Here is a 20,159-nt window from a genome sequence, read left to right as displayed (position 1 = left end):
TCCTTAGCTCATGAACCGTATTATTGTAGTTACATCTGATATAAAAATTAACGGTATAAGTCAATTAATACACTTGTTACATATTCTATAAAAAAACATTAAGAAACTATCACTCTATATATACAATGTATACATATAATAAAAACACTCCCAATGCTTCCCTTGTACTACTTTAGTCGTTATGTAAATCTTTCAAAGAACTCTGATTCGTGTGCCAATTTTTTTGGCGAACAGGATGCAAAGATACAAACTTAATTTCTAATCTTCCAAATGAAAGTGACAACTTTTTTGAAAGTTTTTTGTTGCTTGTCTTTTCGTGTCATCCTCTCTCGAATGCGGGTGCAAAAGTAGTGTTATAAAACATACGCTCCAAATATTTTGAAGAGAAAATTTGCATAAAAATCACAAGCGTTTGATATTTATCGAATTATAAATAATGCTTTTTTAAACCCTCACGAAACATTGAACCTCTTTGCTGATTGTTTAGAAGCTGACAGAGAAGAGTACTTCTGCCTGAAAGTTTCCATAATCGATGGGCTGTATCAGTCTGACACCTGTCGTAAGAGGGAAATCCAGGCGAAGCGCATTCCAGTCAAACAAAAGGTCTCCTCCGAAAGAACTCTGCGTATGCCAATCCCCCTTCTTCCGGTTCTGATTATGCGTAAAATCATAGAAAATATTGGCTCGTAACCGACGTATATACGCCAATGAACCGATGCTCAGATCCGGTGAAACAACCGGAAAAGCATAATCAGCTTTGAAAGCTATTTGCTGATGAGTCTGATAGATATAATTATATCCGCGCGTTTTATCCAGTAATCGTTTGGGGATATATAATGCTTTACCGTCCAAGTACTGATATTGATATCCGCCACGTAGCATCAGGCTGTGGTTTCGTACAAGTCCGGGCCAGTAAGTAGTGAGTCGGGCGGCATATAAACTACCGTAGTTCTCTGTGTTGAAAGGGGTATTTAAATACTGTAAGCGAAGTTGATAACCCCATTTTGGTAAGATTTCCTTTTGCGCCATTCGCCTATAGTTGTAGAATCTTACTTCAGATAACAGGTATTGAAAGTTCTTATAATCCCGGCTTTCGAATTGTTGGTATTTGTTATTCGTAATATAATAGGTTACGGCTGGCTGTATACCTCTTATATAATGGTTTCTTGTGAGATTGAAGGGTATATAAATCTGTGCTTCGGCTTCCAATAGATTGCGATCGGTATAACGCCCTTTTGTTACATCTTTTCCTTCTTCGTTTTGTGTCCAGTCCATACTAAAAGCTTTGCCTCCGTAATCAATATCCAGATTGATAACCGGAAACCATCCCAGGTATGAAAAAGATAATTTGCCATGATGATAGCCGTCTTTGTAATACCAACCCAGTTGTCCGATGGCTGTATTCAATGTGTTTTGACTTAAAATTGTGGCTCCCGGTTTAACGATTGTACTCAGGTCGTCTGCTCCTGTGTTCATGGCTTCGTTTACGTCGTAATAGAAAGGAGCCCAGCTATGTATCTTAAATGTATGTAATCCCTTTCGGTAGGGTTTTGGGGTAAACTCAACAGGTTCCAGTTTGGCAGAATCCAAATTAAATGCTTCCTGACTGGCTACTGTTTCGGCCAGCGTAAAGAGGTATGGGCGGCTGAAATCAGCTTTTTCCGCTATCAGACTATCCATTGAAAACGAGGCTACTCTATAGCCTTTTGCCTGGTAGTCAGAAAAAAATAACAGATCCTTGTTGCCGGAAAACGCAGGGTTAAAGGCTCCGAAGCGGGAAGAGGTAAGCCTATACGTTTGCCGGTCTGACGGGTCCATATAATAAATATTGTTTGTCCCGTTCAGTCCGGATTCAAAGTATAGTTTTCCATCCTTCCATACAGGGGATGTGATATTGGCAGAGGTAGGACCCAGCAGCGATTTCCATTTTCCGGTAGATATGGACAATTCGAGCAATCGGATGCCGGTGTAATAGATGGCTACGGCGATAATATGCTCATCGTCACTGAATGTAAGCTCTTTTACAAATGCATTTTTCGGTATCGGGAAGATGTTTAATTCTTCGCCGGAGTCTGTGTCTATCAGTACCACTTGGCATTCTCCCTCCAGGGTGAACCTTGAAAGGGCGGCCTTTTCTCCCTTGCTGTCGATAGACGGGCTTATAAATCGCTGGCGCGGGGTTACGGTTACAATCTGTCCGGAAAATAAATCATAATATTTTAATACAGAATAGTTTTCGTGCGTCCAGCGGATACCGGGCACGATCTCTGTCCAGTACACCCGGTTGTTGTTTAAGATGATACGGCTGTTTATTGTTCCGATATATGCCAGTCTTCTTTCTTTTCCGTTTGTGAGGTCCACTAATGAATTTATGTCGTTTAATCCAGACTTAACGGCAATAATCATCGAATCGTTAAAAGCCTGCGGATATCGATACGATGTATATTGTTTGGCCGGCGGCGATATATAATAAGGTACGCGATAGCTGCTATCCTGTCGTTCCCATTCTTCTTTCAGGAACGAAAAAGTCTGCTCAAACAATTTATTGGTGCTCACTCCGGAGTGATGCTTGAGCGCATTGGAAAACATCGGGATATTCAGAAAGTGGGAAACATACCGGCTGGTTGTTTTATCCCAAATATCCTGTCCGTATTTATAGCGGGCAAAAGAAGTCATATTGTATCCCAACGCATAATAGTCGCCCGTATAATCTTTATACGACCCTAAATGCCATTTGTCGAGGGAGAAAAACTTGTTGCCATCCAACATCTGTGCACGATATGGCATGCTGAATTCAGGCAATCGCCCCCGTCCGGCATTCGACATAGCTGTTTCCGTGGCTACGGCATCTCCTTCCAGAAACCAGGTCGGAAGAAACACCGCTGCTACCCCGGCTGCCTGTTCGCCAATCAGATAATATAGTGGTTTGAACCAGCCCCGCATCACCTTACTGGTCTGGAAAACGTGTCTGGATTCATGTGTTACCAAGTGCTTGTCCCAGCGCTGTGCTTCCTGCTTGAAAGATGGGGTAGTGAGCAACTCCATTCTTCTGGGCGCCCAAGAAACCATTCCGTTCGACGACATATTGCCTGGGTGTAGTACAACAGGAAATTTCGCTTTCATCGGCGCTCCGATCGTTTTCTGAATATGCGGATAGGCATTTTCCAGATAAAGGGCATAGCGATATGCCATGGAGTCGAGTCCCCGGGGGTAAATCAGGTTATAATGTTCGAGCTTTACGGTATTCCATTTAAAACGTGCCGGATCTGCCCCGTAATTAACAAACTGGGCCTGTATACATACGGGGAGTAGCAGGAAAACGGTAATTATTATATGTTTCACTTTTGACATCATCTTGCCTAATCGTATCCATTCAAAAGGATATTATATATTAATGTAACGAATATCAGACTGCAAAGCTAAAATAAAAATCAGTTATCTTAAATATTGCGGGAGAATAGTTTCCCCGTCAGGCATACATATTTCAGGTTATTTTTGACAATAAGATAGGCCTCTGAAAATCGTACGCATCCTTTTTATAAATCGCATGTGTCCTTTTTTACAAACGCATGCGTGCAATTCGAAAAACGCATGTGTGCGATTTTTGGCATTTAAAAATAAGGTTTATTCAATATGTTTTTATAAGATAATTTTTTGTAATATTGCATATCTCTATCAGTGGAATGATATTACTCTTTTGTATTTAACCTTATTATAGTATTCGTTATGGAAGTTTTTGATAATGCACTTTGGATTATGATATTGGTTATCTTTGGATTGACGGCTCTTTTGGCGTTGGCCAGTATCCCCGACTGGATAAAGGTATCCGAATGGTATAAGAAAAAACTGTTTCTGGCGCTGATTATTGAAGTGGTCGCGTTGGTCATTACTTACTCGGTTGGCAAATTTACCGATAAAGGAGCTGGCGATCTGGTGCCGGTTAAGGTAGCGGACAAGGAAACGCAGCTGACTCCTATTCCTGATAACTCCAAGCAATTTGTGTATGTTTTAAACAACGATAAAGACACGATCGGTAAATTCTCCGTATGGCATTCTAATCTGCGAGAGGCTGATATCTTTAATTATATCGTTAAGTTGTCTTCTGACCAAGGCGATTATAAGCTGATCAAATGGCAACAGATGAACAATAAATGGACTACCAGCCTTCCGGATAGCGCCTGCTATATAAAGGGCTGCCCATTCTATACTAAAATCCAGTTTTTCAACGGCCTGGGGGGCTATCAGATATACAAGAAAGGAGAAGGAACACCCCAGTATTGTTCAAACATAGACGACCCGGGAATACCTGTCGTTGATGTGGATTATAGAAGGCTCCATCTGTTTGAATACAAAGATGAAGAGAGCGGTGAGATGCGCTATGTCTTGTTCCGGGTTACGGATGCTGATTTTAACCCCGACCCTCCCAAAAGACCTTACGTACATATCTTGCAAATGAGGATCAGGCCGGTATTACAGGAAAAAAGAAACCGTCAGCAAATCTCCTGATCGTCTTACGAAATGTAGGTAATTTCTTTAGCAGATGAAGCTATCGTCTGCCTGATTGTCGTTTGCGCTTTCCTGTTCTCCGGCTCTTTCTGCTGCAATATATCCGGCTGGTCCTCCACCGATTATTGCTATATCATATTCCATAGTCAACTTGTTTAAATGCGTTTACTTATAAAACATTGAATTCGCTAATTTGTTTGTGCTATTTTATTTATTATTCTACCTTTGCACCTTGTTTATTAACGATATAATATAATATACTAATACCAGTATTATAAAACGACTTATATTATGGCAGATTTAAAAGAAAAACTTTTCTCTGAATTCCCGTCAATCTCTACTGAAGAGTGGATGGCGAAGATTACGGCAGACCTGAAAGGGGCTCCGTTTGAGAAAAAGCTTGTTTGGAAAACAGGCGAAGGATTTAACGTAAATCCTTTCTATCGTGCAGAAGACATTGAGGGATTGAAGACAATTACTTCTCTTCCCGATGAATTCCCTTATGTTCGCGGAACAAAAAAAGACAACGATTGGAAGGTACGCCAAAATGTGGATGTAACAGATTTCAAAGCTGCGAACAAAAAAGCACTTGATTTACTGCAAAAAGGTGTTACATCTTTAGGTTTTCATTTCAAAGGGGAAGATGTAAACGCTGAAAACATCTCAACATTATTGAATGGTATCGTTCCCGAAGCTGTAGAACTGAACTTCAAGACTTGTAACAACAAGGCTGAAATGTTGATCGGTATTTTGGGTAACTACCTGAAAGAAAAAGGTGCCGACCTGAGCAAATGCTTCGGATCAGTAGCTTACAACCCTTTCAAAAAACCATTGGTGAAAGGTCGCGAGGCCGACAATTGGGTAGAACAGGCTTCGGCTGTATTGAAGGCCGGAAGAGCCATCCCACGCTACAAGGTGCTGGCTGTAGATGCTTGCTCATTTAGCGATGCAGGAGCGTATATCACCCAGGAACTAGGCTATGCCCTGGCTGCCGGTAATGAGATTTTGGCAAAGCTGACAGAAGCTGGTTTCCCTGCAGATGAAGTAGGAAAGAAAATCAAATTCAATTTTGGTATCAGTGCCAATTACTTCATGGAGATTGCCAAGTTCCGTGCTGCTCGTTGGCTGTGGGCCGAAATCGTTGCTGCCTACAATCCCAGATGCCAGCGTGAAGAATGCCCGAACAACAAGCCCGACGGAATGTGCCGTTGCTCTTGCAAAATGGCTGTTCATGCACAAACGTCTAACTGGAACATGACCATATATGATGCCCACGTGAATATGCTGCGTACGCAGACAGAAGCCATGTCGGCAGCTATCGCAGGAGTAGACTCTATCACTGTTGCTCCTTTCAATGAAGCCTACGAGACTCCGGATGATTTCTCGGAACGCATTGCTCGCAACCAGCAGTTGCTTTTGAAAGAAGAATGCCACTTCGACAAGGTGGTAGACCCCTCTGCCGGTTCATACTATATTGAAGTCCTGACTAATTCATTGGCTGATGTAGCCTGGAAATTGTTCCTTGAAGTAGAAGATAAAGGCGGCTTCTATGCTGCTGTAAAAGCTGGTGATGTACAGAATGCAGTAAATGCTTCTTCTGTTGCCCGCAAAAAAGCGCTGGCTACCCGCCGCGAGATCTTACTGGGTACCAACCAGTATCCGAACTTCACGGAAACAGCTGCTACAAAGATCAAGGCAGAAGACTGTGGATGTGGCTGCGGATGCAAGAGCGAAGCAACTATCCCGGCTCTCGACTTCTCACGCGGAGCTTCCGAGTTTGAAGCCCTGCGCCTGGCAACAGAGAAGAGCGGTAAAACACCGAAGGTATTCATGTTTACGATTGGCAACCTGGCGATGCGCCTGGCTCGCTCGCAATTCTCAAGTAACTTCTTTGCTTGTGCCGGATACAAGGTGATTGATAACCTGGGCTTCGAGACTGTAGAAGCCGGAGTGGATGCCGCCGTAAAAGCAGGTGCAGAAATAGTAGTACTTTGCTCAAGCGATGACGAATATGTAGAATTGGCTCCGGCTGCTTATAAAGCATTGGCTGGAAAAGCTCAATTCGTAGTAGCAGGTGCTCCTGAATGTATGGATGACCTGAAAGCTCAAGGTATCACAGAATTCATCAATGTAAAGAGCAACGTTCTTGAAACATTGAAAGCATTCAATGCTAAATTAGGAATCGCTTAAGTAGAAGATTATGAGACCAAATTTTAAGAATATAGATATAAAGAATGCCGGATTTGCAGCTACCAACGCTGCAGAATGGGCAAAGACCAACGGCATACAGGCCGATTGGAAAACACCCGAGCATATCGAGGTGAAATCAGTATATACCAAAGAGGATCTGGAAGGAATGGAGCATCTGAATTATGCTTCCGGTTTACCTCCCTTCCTGCGTGGCCCGTACAGTGGGATGTATGCGATGCGTCCTTGGACCATCCGCCAGTATGCAGGTTTCTCTACTGCTGAAGAGTCAAATGCATTCTATCGCCGTAACCTGGCTTCGGGCCAGAAAGGCTTGTCTGTTGCCTTTGACTTGGCAACACACCGTGGATATGATGCAGATCATGAGCGTGTAGTGGGCGACGTAGGTAAAGCCGGTGTGTCTATCTGCTCGCTGGAAAACATGAAAGTGTTGTTCGATGGTATTCCATTGAGCAAGATGTCTGTTTCCATGACAATGAACGGAGCGGTACTTCCCGTACTTGCCTTCTATATCAATGCAGGATTGGAACAAGGCGCCAAATTGGAAGAAATGGCCGGTACCATCCAGAACGATATCCTGAAAGAATTTATGGTGCGTAATACCTATATCTACCCACCCGAATTCTCTATGAAGATTATCGCCGACATCTTTGAGTATACTTCTCAGAAGATGCCGAAGTTCAACTCTATCTCTATTTCGGGATACCACATGCAGGAAGCCGGAGCTACAGCCGATATCGAAATGGCTTATACCCTTTGTGACGGTATGGAATACCTTCGTGCCGGTATTAATGCAGGCATCGATGTAGACGCTTTTGCACCTCGTTTGTCTTTCTTCTGGGCTATCGGAATGAACCATTTTATGGAAATAGCCAAAATGCGTGCAGCTCGTATGTTGTGGGCTAAGATTGTAAAGAGCTTTGGCGCGAAGAATCCTAAGTCCTTGGCTTTACGTACACACTGCCAGACTTCTGGTTGGTCGCTGACTGAGCAAGACCCCTTCAATAATGTAGGACGTACTTGTATCGAAGCGATGGCAGCAGCTCTAGGCCACACCCAGTCTTTGCACACCAATGCACTGGACGAAGCTATCGCTCTGCCTACAGACTTTTCAGCCCGTATTGCCCGTAATACTCAGATATACATCCAAGAGGAAACTCAGGTATGTAAGGAGATCGACCCATGGGCTGGTTCCTACTATGTAGAAACGCTGACCAACGAGTTGGTACGCAAAGGTTGGGAACTAATCCAAGAAGTAGAAAGCATGGGTGGTATGGCGAAAGCTATTGAGACAGGCCTTCCGAAGATGCGCATCGAAGAAGCGGCTGCCCGTACACAGGCTCGTATCGACTCGAAGACACAGACGATTGTAGGTATCAACAAATACCGTCTGGAAAAAGAAGATCCGATCGATATTCTTGAGATTGACAATACAGCTGTGCGCGAGGAGCAGATCCAGCGCTTGAACGACCTTCGCGCCAATCGTGACAACGAGGCTGTGAAGAAAGCCCTAGCTGATATCACCGAATGTGCCCGTACGAAGAAAGGCAACTTATTGGAGTTGGCAGTGAAAGCCGCCGGACTTCGCGCTACTTTGGGAGAAATCTCAGATGCCTGCGAAGAAGTGGCCGGACGTTATAAAGCAATCATCAGAACTATATCAGGCGTGTACTCATCAGAATCAGGAAAAGACGCAGACTTTGCCAAGGCAAGTGAATTGGCCGAGAAGTTTGCCAAGAAAGAAGGTCGCCAGCCACGTATCATGGTCGCTAAGATGGGCCAGGACGGACACGACCGTGGAGCGAAAGTAGTTGCCACCGGTTATGCCGACTGTGGCTTCGACGTAGATATGGGTCCCTTGTTCCAGACGCCGGCTGAAGCAGCCCGTCAGGCAGTTGAGAACGACGTGCATGTAATGGGCGTTTCTTCTCTGGCCGCCGGACACAAGACCTTGGTTCCACAAGTAATCGAAGAACTGAAGAAACTGGGACGTCCCGACATCATCGTGATCGCCGGAGGTGTTATCCCTGCACAAGACTACGACTTCTTGTACAAGGCAGGCGTAGCGGCTATCTTTGGCCCCGGAACCTCCGTGGCAAAAGCCGCTGTTCAGATACTACAGATTCTTTTAGGAGAATAAATCTATAAGAATTTCTTTTTGGCACGGATTACACGGATTACGCAGTTTCACTTACGAACTGTGTAATCTGCGTAATCCGTGCCTGTTTTTATGAGAAGAAAAGGGCAACAATAATCAACAATCTGAATATTCCGTATCAAGGATTACTTCTTTTCCGGTTACGGTCGCTATACGCTCTACATAATCGTTCATGGAGCGGTATTCACCCGAGAAAAGGCTAGACCATTGCCTTGCACCTGACAGATTAGCCGTCAGACTACTCCCGCCGCTACCTTTGGCCGGGATAAGATTACCTAAGGTGAAAGAGATTATTTCCTGCTTATCAAATACCAGCGAATATGTAGCATCGGCAAATCCGATCTTTTCGTTTACATCGTCTCGCCAGATCACAGTTTGGTCAACGAAGCGTTCTGTAATCAAGGGAGGACGGCGTTTTACCCTTTTATCTTTTTTATATTCCACATAAAATTTCACTTCCGATTCGATAATAAGGGAGTCGCTTACTTCCATTACTTTTTCATAAGATTCATCTATCAATAAGGCCGAGTATTCCCGCATATTCTCTATGCGAAGGTCAGTAAAACCTTTTTCTAATGTATAGTCACCATCATACTTATAACACAGAGACAGACGCATGCTGGAGCATTCAAAATCCGCTCTCCTTTCATCTTCATACTCTCTTTCGTATTTGAGTCCTTCCCTCCCCAGATCGGTAAGCATAGTTGTATATAGATCCCTGAAACTGCCGTCGGTCGCTTCTTTATTGTAACAATCCGTCGTATACCAACGGACAGCGACATCAGTCCGCTCATAAACGATGGATTTCAGATTCCAGATCAATAAACGCCCGATCCGTACCGGATAACGAAAGGTGATATATTCGGAATATTCCCCATGTATGATCTTTACAAGCGGATGTTGTCTCAGTTCATCATAAGTTGCATCCCAGGAGATAAACTCTTTTTCAGGCGATTGAATTTCCAATCCCTTTTCATAATCACCGGGAGTAAAATGATCCAGGATCTGATAAGTCTCTTGTGGTTTTCGCCAGATTACCTCTTTTCTTTTCTCTTTTGAAGTAACTACCTTCCAAAACAATTCATCATCAAAACCGAAGCGGGTAGAAAGCATCGAATAAACCTCCCGAAATCCATGGTAAACCACGGGGATAAACTGATCCCTATCATCGCCATATAGATAGAGATATGCGTTTTTATTCTCTCCAACCAAGGCACAGGCCATTTTGATCTTGCTGATCTCCACTTCCCAGTCGGTATTCCGGTACCAGATATCTTTCAGTTCACCTTTTGAGATTAGCCGGTCTCCATCTATGCATATCGTTCCCTCAATAGTCTTCATTTTATCATAAAGCTATAGCCTGCCGTCTACCAAGTCCCTGTCTATTACTGCTTTTGTGTCGAAGATGACGCAGCCTTGCTTGTGGTATTCTTGGAAGTCGAAGGCTTGAAACTCATCGTGCGAGACGGCTAGGATGATGGCTTCGTAGCGCTTATTGGGGTCTATCTTTTCAAGCATGTCTACCTGGTAGGTGCTTCTGATGTCTTCGGCAGATACCCAGGGGTCGTAGAGGTCTACATGCATGCCGAATTCACATAGTTCGCGGTATATGTCTATCACTTTGGTATTTCTGAAGTCCGGGCAGTTTTCTTTAAACGAAACCCCCAGTATCAGCGCATGGGCGCCTTTGATGGTGTGGTCTTGTTCGATCATCAGTTTCATCACCTTGTTGGCGATAAAGGGGGCGATGCTGTTGTTTACGCGCCTGCCCGACAGTATTACCTGAGGCACATAGCCTAAAGACTCGGCCTTGTTGGCCAGGTAGTAGGGATCTACACTTATGCAATGTCCACCTACCAGCCCGGGACGGTACTTGAGGAAGTTCCATTTGCTACCGGCTGCTTCCAGTACATCGTTGGTATCAATGCCCATTCGGTCGAAGATGAGCGCCAGCTCGTTTACCAGTGAGATATTGACATCCCGCTGCACATTTTCGATGATCTTTGAGGCTTCGGCCACGCGGATACTTGCCGCCTTATAGGTGCCGGCCTCTATGATGGAGTTGTACAGTGCGTCTATCCGGTCAGCCACTTCAGGTGTAGAGCCGGAGGTTACTTTCCTGATGCGGGTAAGGGTGTTTACCTTGTCTCCCGGATTGATCCGCTCGGGGCTGTATCCGGCAAAGAAGTCTTTGTTGAAGCGCAGGCCCGATATTTTTTCAATCACAGGGATGCAGTCCTCTTCCGTGCAGCCCGGATAGGTGGTTGATTCGTAGATAACGATGTCGCCCTTCTTGATCACCCGTCCCACAGACTCCGAAGCCTTCACCAAATAGCTGATATCAGGAGTGTTGAAGCGGTCGATAGGGGTGGGGACTGTCACGACAAATACCGTGTATTCCTTCAGCTCATCTTCGTTACAGGAGAACGCTAGCCCTTGCTCCGGATCCTTCGCCCGGAGGTGCAATATCTGCTGTAAGTTACTAATATCGGCTTCTTTGGTATGATCCTTGCCTTCGCATAATTCCTGTACGCGCTCTTCGCTGATATCGAAACCCAGCGTTTTGTATTTCTTCCCGAATTCGATCGCCAGGGGCAGCCCGACGTAGCCTAAACCTATGATTGCAATCTTTGTATCTGCGTCCATGTCCTTTCGCTTGATGAGACTGCTAAGTTAATATGTTTTTTACAAAAGAGATTCACCCGGTGCACAATCTCTTTCCGCCGAGAACACTTTCTGCTAAAAATTTGTTTATTATTTGGAAAGTATCTTTATTTGCATGTGATTAATAATTATAAAACAATGATTGTATGAAGAGAATTGTAGGCTTAATAGCAGGTGTTTTGATGATATTTACAGCCCTCTCGGCAAGTGCGCAGATCAATTTTGGGATAAAAGGGGGGATCAATATTTCCTCCGTTCATTTCAGTAGCGATATTATAGAATCAGACAATCGTACGGGTTTCAATATTGGGCCTATGCTTGAAGTTATGGTGCCGTATACGGGGATTGGCTTTGATGCTGCCATCCTATATTCTCAGAAGGGAATGGATGCAGGCAGAGAATCATTTAATACCGATTATATTGACGTGCCGGTTAATTTTAAATGGAAATTTGGTCTTCCGGTAGTGAAAGGATATTTTGCTGCGGGTCCTTATGTAGGCTTCCGTGTAGGAGGAGACAAGATATGGGACATGCCTCAAAATATAGGTTCGCAGATTAAAACCAAGTCATTTGGTGCCGGTTTGAATTTAGGTCTGGGTGTAGAGTTACTCAGTCATTTGCAGGTTGGCTTCAATTATGGCTTAGGCTTGACAGACAACTACAGTCTTAAGGATACTGCCGGCGCTTCAGAAGGCGGAAAACATCGCGGTTGGACGATCTCTGCAGCTATTTTATTTTAATTAGCGACAGATTTAAAGTATATTTGGCATGGGTTTTTAACTCATGCCTTTTTTTATTAGATAGTAGATGAAGTACACAGATGTCATACTTCCGCTTCCCTTGGAAAATACGTACACCTATCGTATTCCTGCGGATTTGGAAAAAGCGATAAGCCCGGGATGCCGGGTTTTGGTGCCTTTTGGGAAAAAGCGCTACTATACAGCTATTGTAGTGATGGTGCATGAGCGTACGCCTGAAACCGACTTTGAGATTAAAGAAATTTACGCCTTGCTGGATGCCACGCCTATCTTGCGCCGCCCCCAACTTCGCTTCTGGCAATGGATTTCCTCTTATTATATATGCAAATTGGGGGATGTGTACAAGGCAGCTGTCCCTTCCGGACTGAAGCTGGAAAGTGAAACAGTGGTAGAAGTGCACGAGTCGTATGAAGCGGAGACTCCCTTACGAAAGAATGAACAAGCTTTGCTGGATGCTTTTGGCGGCAAGGACCGGCTGACGATCTCTGAGCTGGAGAAGAAAACCGGACTGAAAAACGTAGTCCCCATCGTAGCTTCTCTGATGGCACGCGGAGCCGTGGAAGTAAGCGAGGAAATGAAGAGGGGCTTTACCCCCAAGATGCAGACCTATATCCGCCTGTCTGCCGCCTATCATAATGAAGAAAAGTTGGCAGAAGCCTTTACAGTCCTGAAGCGGGCTGCCAAGCAAGAGGCTTTGCTGCTCAGCTACCTGGATATCAGCCATGTCTTGAACCCTCAGTTGGCAAAGGAGCTCTCCAGGAAAGAGTTGCAGGAGCGTACCGGCTGTTCTGCCGCTACCTTGGGTGGACTACTCAAGCGGGGTATTCTGGAGAGCTACGAGAAAGAAGTAGGGCGCCTGCAGATGCAGGTCTGCCGCTTGCAACCCCTAAGTCCGCTGAGCGACGCTCAGAAGAAAGCCAATCTTGAGATACATGATGCCTTCCAGACGAAAGACGTCTGCCTGTTGTATGGTGTAACCTCCAGTGGGAAAACGGAAGTCTACACTCACCTGATCGATGAGGTACTGAACCAAGGCCGACAGGTGCTTTACCTCTTGCCGGAAATAGCTATCACCACTCAGATAACGGAGCGACTGGCCCGTCTGTTTGGAGACAAACTTTTGGTGTATCACTCCAAGTTTTCAGACAATGAGCGGGTGGAAGTATGGAACAAACTCCTGTATGGCGGAGAGCCTATGCTTGTGCTGGGTGTTCGTTCCTCCCTCTTTTTGCCCTTCAAGGATCTGGGTTTGATTATTGTAGACGAGGAACATGAGAATACCTACAAACAGCAAGACCCAGCTCCACGCTATCATGCCCGCAATGCCGCTATTATCCTGGCCGGTATGCATGGCGCCAAAACCCTGCTGGGATCAGCTACTCCCTCCATCGACTCTTACTATAATGCTTTGACGGGTAAGTTCGGCCTGGTAGAGTTGAAAACGCGTTATGGCGACTGCCTGATGCCGGAGATCATCCCTGTAGATATCAAGGACTTGAGACGTAGGAAGATCATGAAAGATACACTTTTCTCCCCCCAACTGGTGCAGAAAATAACCGCCGGGCTGGAGAAAGGAGAACAAAGTATCTTATTCCAAAACCGCCGGGGCTTTGCTCCTATGATAGAATGTAAAAGCTGTGGCTGGGTACCCCATTGCATCAATTGCGATGTGAGCCTGACCTATCACAAATACCATAACCGCCTGGAGTGCCACTATTGCGGACACGCGGAACAGCAACCCAGGCAATGTCCTCAATGCCAGAGTACAGAACTGAAGATGTTGGGCTTTGGTACCGAAAAGGTGGAGGAGGAGGTAACCTCCCTGTTCCCCTCTGCCACTGTAGAGCGGATGGATTTCGACTCAGCTCGTACACGTACAGCTTACGAGCGCATTATTGCCGATTTTGAAAAGGGGAAAACTCAGATACTGATAGGTACTCAGATGCTGTCTAAAGGCTTGGACTTTGGGAATGTAGGGGTAGTTGGTATCCTGAATGCCGACAGCCTATTGAACTTCCCGGACTTCCGTGCCCACGAAAGGGCGTATCAACTGATGGTGCAGGTGAGCGGCAGGGCCGGAAGGCGCGACAAGCAGGGAATGGTTATCCTGCAAACCTCCCAGCCGGAGCATCCTATTATCCGTATGGTGCAGAACTTCAATTACGAAGAGATGGTGCAGCTGCAACTGAGTGAACGAAGCATCTTTAAATACCCGCCCTATTATCGGCTGATTGTCTTGGTTATACGTAGCAGAAACGAGGATACCTTGCAGCAAATGTCTACGCTATATGCCGATAGCTTACGAGCCCGCTTGGGAGATCGCGTGTTAGGTCCGGTAACTCCTCCGATTACCCGTGTGCAGACCTTTCATGTGCGAAAAATACTTCTGAAAATAGAGGTGGCAGCCGCTATAGCCCCTGTACGTGAAATAATAGAAGGTATCCATGCCGAGATGCAAAGATACCTTCCATTCAAACAGTTACTGGTCCACTACGATGTAGACCCTGTCTAACTTAATTTCTTTAGAATTCTACTCCTACTTTAATACTGATTCCTCCGTTATTCTTGGACTTTGAATAGATATTTGGGTCACCATCAAACATGTAGGTGTAATCAAACATCTGTGCTGTGTAACCAAGAGAGAAGTTTAAAGCGAAAGACGGAGATACAAAATACTTGATCCCCACAGATGGAGCCAGGTAGAAGCCTACGCCTTCCATCTTTGTTTCTGTTGTTTTCTTTGTTGATCCGTCTGTGCCGGAAGAGGTGAACTCACTGTCAGAGAAACCAATACTGTATCCGGCTTTCAGCCCGATGAAAGGAATGGCTTTTCCACTTTCCAGGAAGTTATAACGTAGATCGGCAAAGATCGGAATAGTAGTTGCAATGTTAAAGGTATCAACATTTTCAATATGTTTTCCTTTGTAGTGCAAGCCGTCGCTGTACAGGTTTACGCCTACCCCAACACCAATAAAGAAGGAAGGATTTACCTGGTATCCGTGACTGGTGGTTACTTCAATGCGGCTGGTGGAAATGTCACCCATTTTCATTACATAGCCTGCTTCCAGAAAGCCTCTGTATCCACTGCCTGATCCGCTGACAGCTTCGGCTATCGGCTCAACTTCAGTTGCTCTGGTAGCAGCTGTTCTGCTAGGTTGTGTTCTGGTAGAAGAGATCCTTTCGGGAGTAGTACTGGTAGACCTGGAGGCAGTGTTTCTGTCTGGTCTGCTGGTGGTACTTCTTCTTCTTGTAGGTGTCATAATTTCTTCTTCAACAGCAGCAGGTTTTGACGGAGCTTCAACTCCGGCTACCACTTCTTTGATGGATTTATCCGTAAAGTAGACAACACTTCGGTTGGCTGTTTCTATTTTTACTCTGTTATCCTCAGGTAACTCAGTGAGTTGTCCGATGATAACGCTACCATTCTGAAGGTAAACAGTTACAGGATTCCGGTAATACCTCAATCTGGCTGTAGCCGGTTGAGTTCCTATTTCTTTGATAGCTCTTCGTGTAAAATAAACGATACTACCATTGGCTGTTTCAATATAGAGCTTACCGTCTCCCTGATCCGTCATTTGTCCGATGACTACACTTCCGTTCATAAGACGTACAACGGTTTCTTCCCCTTGCTGAGCAGAAGCACCTTGTATGATTAGTACGAATAATACAAAAACGAATAATACTTTCTTCATATTCAATATCACTTTTCCCCCTTGTTCCTGAAGGTTCGGCATTTTTTAATTGTTTAAAAAGCGTAGGAACTATCTGATGCGTCTACTTCATACAGCTATCAAGAACGCTTTTTATCATCTGTCTTTAATTAAGGGTTTATAAATAAAGACAATGAATCACCCGCAAAAATAGTAAAAACTAAATAAAAACAAGACTTTAGCTCTTTATTTTCTATCCGAAAATGCTCAAAATGTGTAAAAATCAGGAAATAAGAAGGAATCGTGTTATCTATTGAATGATTTTCCAATGCCAATCCAACTTTTTTCAGGGAACCCGAATCTTAAAATAATTTAGACGTACCTCTAATTTAATTTACACCTACCTATAAATAAATTTAGACGTACCTGTAATCTGATTTATACGTACCTCTAAATTATTTTTAAGGTACCTCTAAATGATAAGTAGTTAAGCAAAGGCTCATTTCTGATCAAAGGATAGGGGGGAATAGAAGCAGTAGTTTTTTAATTGATATCCTTTGAAAAGCCGTATATTTGCCTTTCCGTATTTTAAACTATAATTATAAATAGCCTTATGCAGAGACTTTTAGTGTGTATTTTGTGGGTGCTGACCCTGCCTGTTATGCTTCATGCACAGGACGCAGAGCAACGGATGGACGATTTGATGAATCAGCACAAGTGGTTTGAGTTGAAAAAAGAGTTTCCTTTGCTTAAGGATAAAATACAAAAGCCTATGCTCCGCTTGATGCCGGAAGCTCTGATGAATACTTTTTTCAATAAGCCGCTTGCTGCCAATACAGCTATTGGCGAGCTTATAGGCAACTATCAGCAAGAGATGGGGGCGGGGAATACCTTTAGCATGGTATTCTTTATGATGCTAAATGATTTCAGACAGGGTAATTATCAGAGTACCAATGGGCTGATTTCCTCTTTTATAGAGCAGGCCTCTTCTTCCGTACCTCCCGAATCATTGGATATATTTGAATATTATTACCTAATATCGTATGCCTTACTGGATTATCCGGCACCTAAGATGGTACATGCCAAGAGGGATGTAACGATACCGATTGAAATGAAGGAGGCAAAAAAGGGGCATAATCTGCTTGCTCCAGTTCGGATCAATAAAAAAGAATATTCATTTATCTTTGATACTTCAGCTTCTAATGCTATGATTTCTGAACAATTAGCACTCGAAATGGGTGTTCGTTCGATAGCCGATTCGATACCGGTGATGGGTGTTGCCGGAGGCTATGCCAAGCTGGGAGTTATTGATAGCTTGGCAGTTGGCGACCTGATGTATTACAATATGCCTTGTTTGATCGCTACTCTCAGTCCGGAGGCCGCTTCGGTGTATCAGACAGGTGCTTTGCTGGGGACTGACTTTATCAATGCTTTGGGCGAAATACAGATCTACCCCAAAGAAGGTAAATTGCTTGTTCCTGCTACGAAAACACCTCTTCCTGCTTCGGGTAGCAACATAAGGTTTGAAGGCAGCATGTTACTACTGAATATGAATCAGCAAGAGAACGGTTTAACAGAAGAGCAGACGCAGCATATGGGGGCGGAAGACAGTTCGCTGGGGCTAGACTTTGCCGGTTCGTACTCTAAAGTACTGCTTAATCTGGAAGATATGTTTATTAAAGTAGAACCATAAGATAGCGGATATGAAACAGGAAAAGATAAGATTGTTGTTTGTCTGCATGGGGAATATCTGTCGTTCTCCGGCAGCTGAAGGAGTGATGAAAAAAATGGTAAAAGAGGCGGGGTATGAAAAACGTTTCTATATAGATTCGGCCGGTACAACTGCCTATCATAAAGGCGAATTACCCGATTCGCGCATGAAGATGTGTGCTTCCCTGAGAGGCTATACCCTGGACTCTCGTTCGCGTCCGGTAGTAGCCGATGATTTCTATGATTTCGACTTGATTATAGCGATGGACGATCATAATTTTGATACCCTGAAACACAAGGCGCCGGATGCTGAATCGCTATCCAAAATTCATAAAATGACGGACTATGCCCAAACCATGACTTATGATCATGTGCCCGATCCCTACTACGGAGGAACGGCTGGCTTTGAGTTGGTTATGGATATCCTGGAAGACGCCTGCGGAGGCTTGTTGGCCTCTATTTTTTCAACTCGGGATAACTGATCCTAGTGTGATACATGATCTTTAGTTTCTCGATGAATGTATTTTTAACGATCTCGATATCGCGGAAAGTTAAGGGTGTATTCTTGAGTAAACCATCCGCCAGTTGACCGTCAACAATCTTGTTTACAAGCGTTTTGATGTTTTCTTCCGTAATGTCTGTCAGGCTTCTGGAGGCGGCTTCTACCGAGTCGGCCATCATCAATACCCCTGTTTCCTTTGAGAACGGATTCGGTCCGGGATAGGTGAAAGTTTCTTCATCTATCTCTTTATCAGGGAATTTGTTCTTATACATATTATAGAAATACTTGGCTTTACCCTTTCCGTGATGGGTGCGGATAAAGTCTATAATAGCCTGAGGGATAGATGCTTTCTCTGCCAGTTTTACTCCTTCCGTTACGTGTCCGATAATGATTTGGGCGCTTTGTTCAAACGTAAGCTGATCGTGCGGATTTACATTCTTTTGATTTTCAGTAAAGAAAGCCGGATTGGTGGTCTTGCCGATGTCATGATACATGGCTCCGGTACGCACCAACTGGGCATTGGCTCCAATCTTGGATGCCGCATCCGAAGCCAGGCTGGAAACCTGAAGCGAATGCTGGAAAGTACCCGGTGCTACTTCTGAAAGCTTCTTTAATAGCGGCGTATTGATGTTGGACAGCTCCACCAATGTAATGGTAGATATATATCCGAAGGCTTTTTCCAGCATATAGATGAGGACATACGTAAACATGAGCAATATGAAATTGATGCCGAAATAAAGCAACATCAGCCAGTTGAGCTTGCTTGGATCGCCTTCCAGATACACTGACATGCTGAGGTAACTCAATGTGTATGACAAGTATAAGAAGAATGCACAACGAATAAGCTGCGAACGGTCGGACAGATCCCTCAGGCTGAATGTTACCACCATACCGGCTACGATCTGCAAGAGCAGGAATTCGTGCGGATAAGGCACCATCAATGAGCAGATTAACGTAATAACCAAGTGTATAAACAGGGCTGTACGCGAATCAAAGAAGGTACGTACAACGATTGGCACAATAGCATAGGGTAAGATGTAGACATTGAACAGGTTATGACTTACGCATATTTCCGTGAGCAAACAACTGACCAGGAGGCATAACAGCATAAAAGAGGTGTTCTTCCTGCTGTAAAGAATGCGCGGGCGGAAAGACCATAAGTATAGCCAGAAGCAAAGAATAATCCCGAAAACCAACACAAACTGCCCGCCGAAGATAAAGCCCTGCCTTTGTTTTCCTCCGGTTTTGGATTCGTGCACGATTTTAAGCGAACGAAGTATATTATAGGTATGATTGTCTACAATCTCGCCCCTGTCTACGATGCGCTCTCCTGCCTGCACCATGCCATTAGAGATGGATAAGCTTTGCAGCCTGTCTTCCCTAACCTTATCCGTCATATCCTGGTCGAAAGAGATGTTTTCTACCAGGTAGTTGTTGATGTTACACGTCCGCAGAATATCCTTATCCAGACTGGCCGGCGCATTATTCAGAATGAACTCATAAGCCGTTCGCACAGTAAAAAGATCGCTGACGTAGCGGGATTCTACAATGTTGTTTTCAAGCAGGTTAATGCCTTTGTATCCATCCTTTTTCAGGTCTTCCAGTTCCTGATAGGCGACGATACCTATCTTATATAGCTGAACGATACTCTTTTCGATGTATTGCATATAGGCAGGAGTAACCTGCTCGTTGTTGAGCGAAGCATAAGAGGTTCTGAGCTTTTCTACTTCTTCTGTTTCAATAGTCTTGTTGGTTCTGAAATATGGTTCGAAATTACTTAATACGCTATCTCTTTCAGCTTTTATTTCGGCCTCGGTTTTGTAGATGGGAAAGTCGCTCGGAGCTGTCAGTAGTTCGTATCGCCAGGGCTTTCCTTCGTAGAACTGATAGCGGAATTTGACTTCCCGGGGGAAGAAATAACCAATTACTATTGCTGTCAGGATAAAAAGAACGGCTGTTGGGATCGTATAATATCTTAATTTCATAATCTTTATTCTTCAACT

12 protein-coding genes are annotated in these 20,159 nt (G+C 44.4%); 7 read left to right on the top strand and 5 right to left on the bottom strand.

What is annotated here, in order from left to right; all coding sequences use genetic code 11:
- Positions 1-483: 483 nt before the first annotated feature.
- On the bottom strand, positions 484-3,351 hold the full coding sequence (locus tag M2470_RS09695) for a hypothetical protein (RefSeq protein ID WP_280744842.1): 2,868 nt from the start codon (positions 3,349-3,351) through the stop codon (positions 484-486).
- A 375-nt stretch (positions 3,352-3,726) separates the two neighbouring features.
- Here M2470_RS09695 and M2470_RS09690 point away from each other — a divergent pair, with 375 nt between their 5' ends.
- The 3 genes from M2470_RS09690 to scpA all read left to right on the top strand — a co-directional run bounded on the left by M2470_RS09690 (position 3,727) and on the right by scpA (position 8,854).
- The gene (locus M2470_RS09690; RefSeq protein WP_280744697.1) at positions 3,727-4,506 is read left to right on the top strand and encodes a hypothetical protein; all 780 of its coding nucleotides are present in this window, start codon (positions 3,727-3,729) and stop codon (positions 4,504-4,506) included.
- 291 nt (positions 4,507-4,797) lie between these two features.
- Positions 4,798-6,696 carry a methylmalonyl-CoA mutase small subunit gene (gene mutA / locus M2470_RS09685; protein ID WP_280744698.1) on the top strand — a complete coding sequence of 633 codons (1,899 nt, stop codon included), beginning with the start codon at positions 4,798-4,800 and terminating at the stop codon, positions 6,694-6,696.
- A 10-nt stretch (positions 6,697-6,706) separates the two neighbouring features.
- Positions 6,707-8,854, top strand: a complete 2,148-nt coding sequence (scpA, locus tag M2470_RS09680; protein ID WP_280744699.1) for a methylmalonyl-CoA mutase — start codon at positions 6,707-6,709, stop codon at positions 8,852-8,854.
- Between the two features lie 114 nt (positions 8,855-8,968).
- Here scpA and M2470_RS09675 read toward each other — a convergent pair whose 3' ends face one another.
- Both M2470_RS09675 and M2470_RS09670 read right to left on the bottom strand, forming a co-directional pair.
- Positions 8,969-10,213 carry a hypothetical protein gene (locus M2470_RS09675; RefSeq protein WP_280744700.1) on the bottom strand — a complete coding sequence of 415 codons (1,245 nt, stop codon included), beginning with the start codon at positions 10,211-10,213 and terminating at the stop codon, positions 8,969-8,971.
- Positions 10,214-10,225: 12 nt separating this feature from the next.
- Positions 10,226-11,518, bottom strand: a complete 1,293-nt coding sequence (locus tag M2470_RS09670) for a nucleotide sugar dehydrogenase (RefSeq protein WP_280744701.1) — start codon at positions 11,516-11,518, stop codon at positions 10,226-10,228.
- Positions 11,519-11,682: 164 nt separating this feature from the next.
- Here M2470_RS09670 and M2470_RS09665 point away from each other — a divergent pair, with 164 nt between their 5' ends.
- Entirely contained in the window at positions 11,683-12,276 is a 594-nt protein-coding gene (locus M2470_RS09665) for a porin family protein (RefSeq protein WP_280744702.1), read from the top strand.
- A 67-nt stretch (positions 12,277-12,343) separates the two neighbouring features.
- Positions 12,344-14,806 carry a primosomal protein N' gene (gene priA, locus M2470_RS09660; protein WP_280744703.1) on the top strand — a complete coding sequence of 821 codons (2,463 nt, stop codon included), beginning with the start codon at positions 12,344-12,346 and terminating at the stop codon, positions 14,804-14,806.
- Positions 14,807-14,816: 10 nt separating this feature from the next.
- Here priA and M2470_RS09655 read toward each other — a convergent pair whose 3' ends face one another.
- The gene (locus M2470_RS09655; RefSeq protein WP_280744704.1) at positions 14,817-15,986 is read right to left on the bottom strand and encodes a hypothetical protein; all 1,170 of its coding nucleotides are present in this window, start codon (positions 15,984-15,986) and stop codon (positions 14,817-14,819) included.
- Positions 15,987-16,557: 571 nt separating this feature from the next.
- Between M2470_RS09655 and M2470_RS09650 the strand changes: the two genes are divergently transcribed.
- Together M2470_RS09650 and M2470_RS09645 are read left to right on the top strand one after the other, a co-directional pair.
- Positions 16,558-17,637, top strand: coding sequence for a retropepsin-like aspartic protease (locus tag M2470_RS09650; RefSeq protein ID WP_280744705.1), 1,080 nt, complete (start codon positions 16,558-16,560; stop codon positions 17,635-17,637).
- Positions 17,638-17,647: 10 nt separating this feature from the next.
- A complete protein-coding gene (locus tag M2470_RS09645) occupies positions 17,648-18,136 on the top strand; it encodes a low molecular weight protein-tyrosine-phosphatase (RefSeq protein ID WP_280744706.1) in 489 nt (162 codons plus the stop codon).
- On the opposite strand, the gene M2470_RS09640 is transcribed toward M2470_RS09645, so the two are convergent.
- Complete coding sequence (locus M2470_RS09640) at positions 18,111-20,141, bottom strand: HDIG domain-containing metalloprotein (protein WP_280744707.1); 2,031 nt, start codon at positions 20,139-20,141, stop codon at positions 18,111-18,113. The genes M2470_RS09645 and M2470_RS09640 overlap by 26 nt on opposite strands.
- Positions 20,142-20,159 lie beyond the last annotated feature (18 nt).

This window comes from Parabacteroides sp. PH5-46, from assembly GCF_029892785.1.
In the GTDB taxonomy this organism is placed as follows: domain Bacteria; phylum Bacteroidota; class Bacteroidia; order Bacteroidales; family Tannerellaceae; genus DFXE01.
Note: the sequence above shows the minus strand (reverse complement) of the source record. Positions and strands in the feature narration are given on the sequence as shown.

Excerpts from the sequence above, each read along its gene's own strand:
- M2470_RS09695 (WP_280744842.1), bottom strand. The coding sequence starts at position 3,351 with ATGTCAAAAGTGAAACATATAATAATTACCGTTTTCCTGCTACTCCCC.
- M2470_RS09690 (WP_280744697.1), top strand. The coding sequence starts at position 3,727 with ATGGAAGTTTTTGATAATGCACTTTGGATTATGATATTGGTTATCTTT.
- mutA (WP_280744698.1), top strand. The coding sequence starts at position 4,798 with ATGGCAGATTTAAAAGAAAAACTTTTCTCTGAATTCCCGTCAATCTCT.
- scpA (WP_280744699.1), top strand. The coding sequence starts at position 6,707 with ATGAGACCAAATTTTAAGAATATAGATATAAAGAATGCCGGATTTGCA.
- M2470_RS09675 (WP_280744700.1), bottom strand. The coding sequence starts at position 10,213 with ATGAAGACTATTGAGGGAACGATATGCATAGATGGAGACCGGCTAATC.
- M2470_RS09670 (WP_280744701.1), bottom strand. The coding sequence starts at position 11,518 with ATGGACGCAGATACAAAGATTGCAATCATAGGTTTAGGCTACGTCGGG.
- M2470_RS09665 (WP_280744702.1), top strand. The coding sequence starts at position 11,683 with ATGAAGAGAATTGTAGGCTTAATAGCAGGTGTTTTGATGATATTTACA.
- priA (WP_280744703.1), top strand. The coding sequence starts at position 12,344 with ATGAAGTACACAGATGTCATACTTCCGCTTCCCTTGGAAAATACGTAC.
- M2470_RS09655 (WP_280744704.1), bottom strand. The coding sequence starts at position 15,986 with ATGAAGAAAGTATTATTCGTTTTTGTATTATTCGTACTAATCATACAA.
- M2470_RS09650 (WP_280744705.1), top strand. The coding sequence starts at position 16,558 with ATGCAGAGACTTTTAGTGTGTATTTTGTGGGTGCTGACCCTGCCTGTT.
- M2470_RS09645 (WP_280744706.1), top strand. The coding sequence starts at position 17,648 with ATGAAACAGGAAAAGATAAGATTGTTGTTTGTCTGCATGGGGAATATC.
- M2470_RS09640 (WP_280744707.1), bottom strand. The coding sequence starts at position 20,141 with ATGAAATTAAGATATTATACGATCCCAACAGCCGTTCTTTTTATCCTG.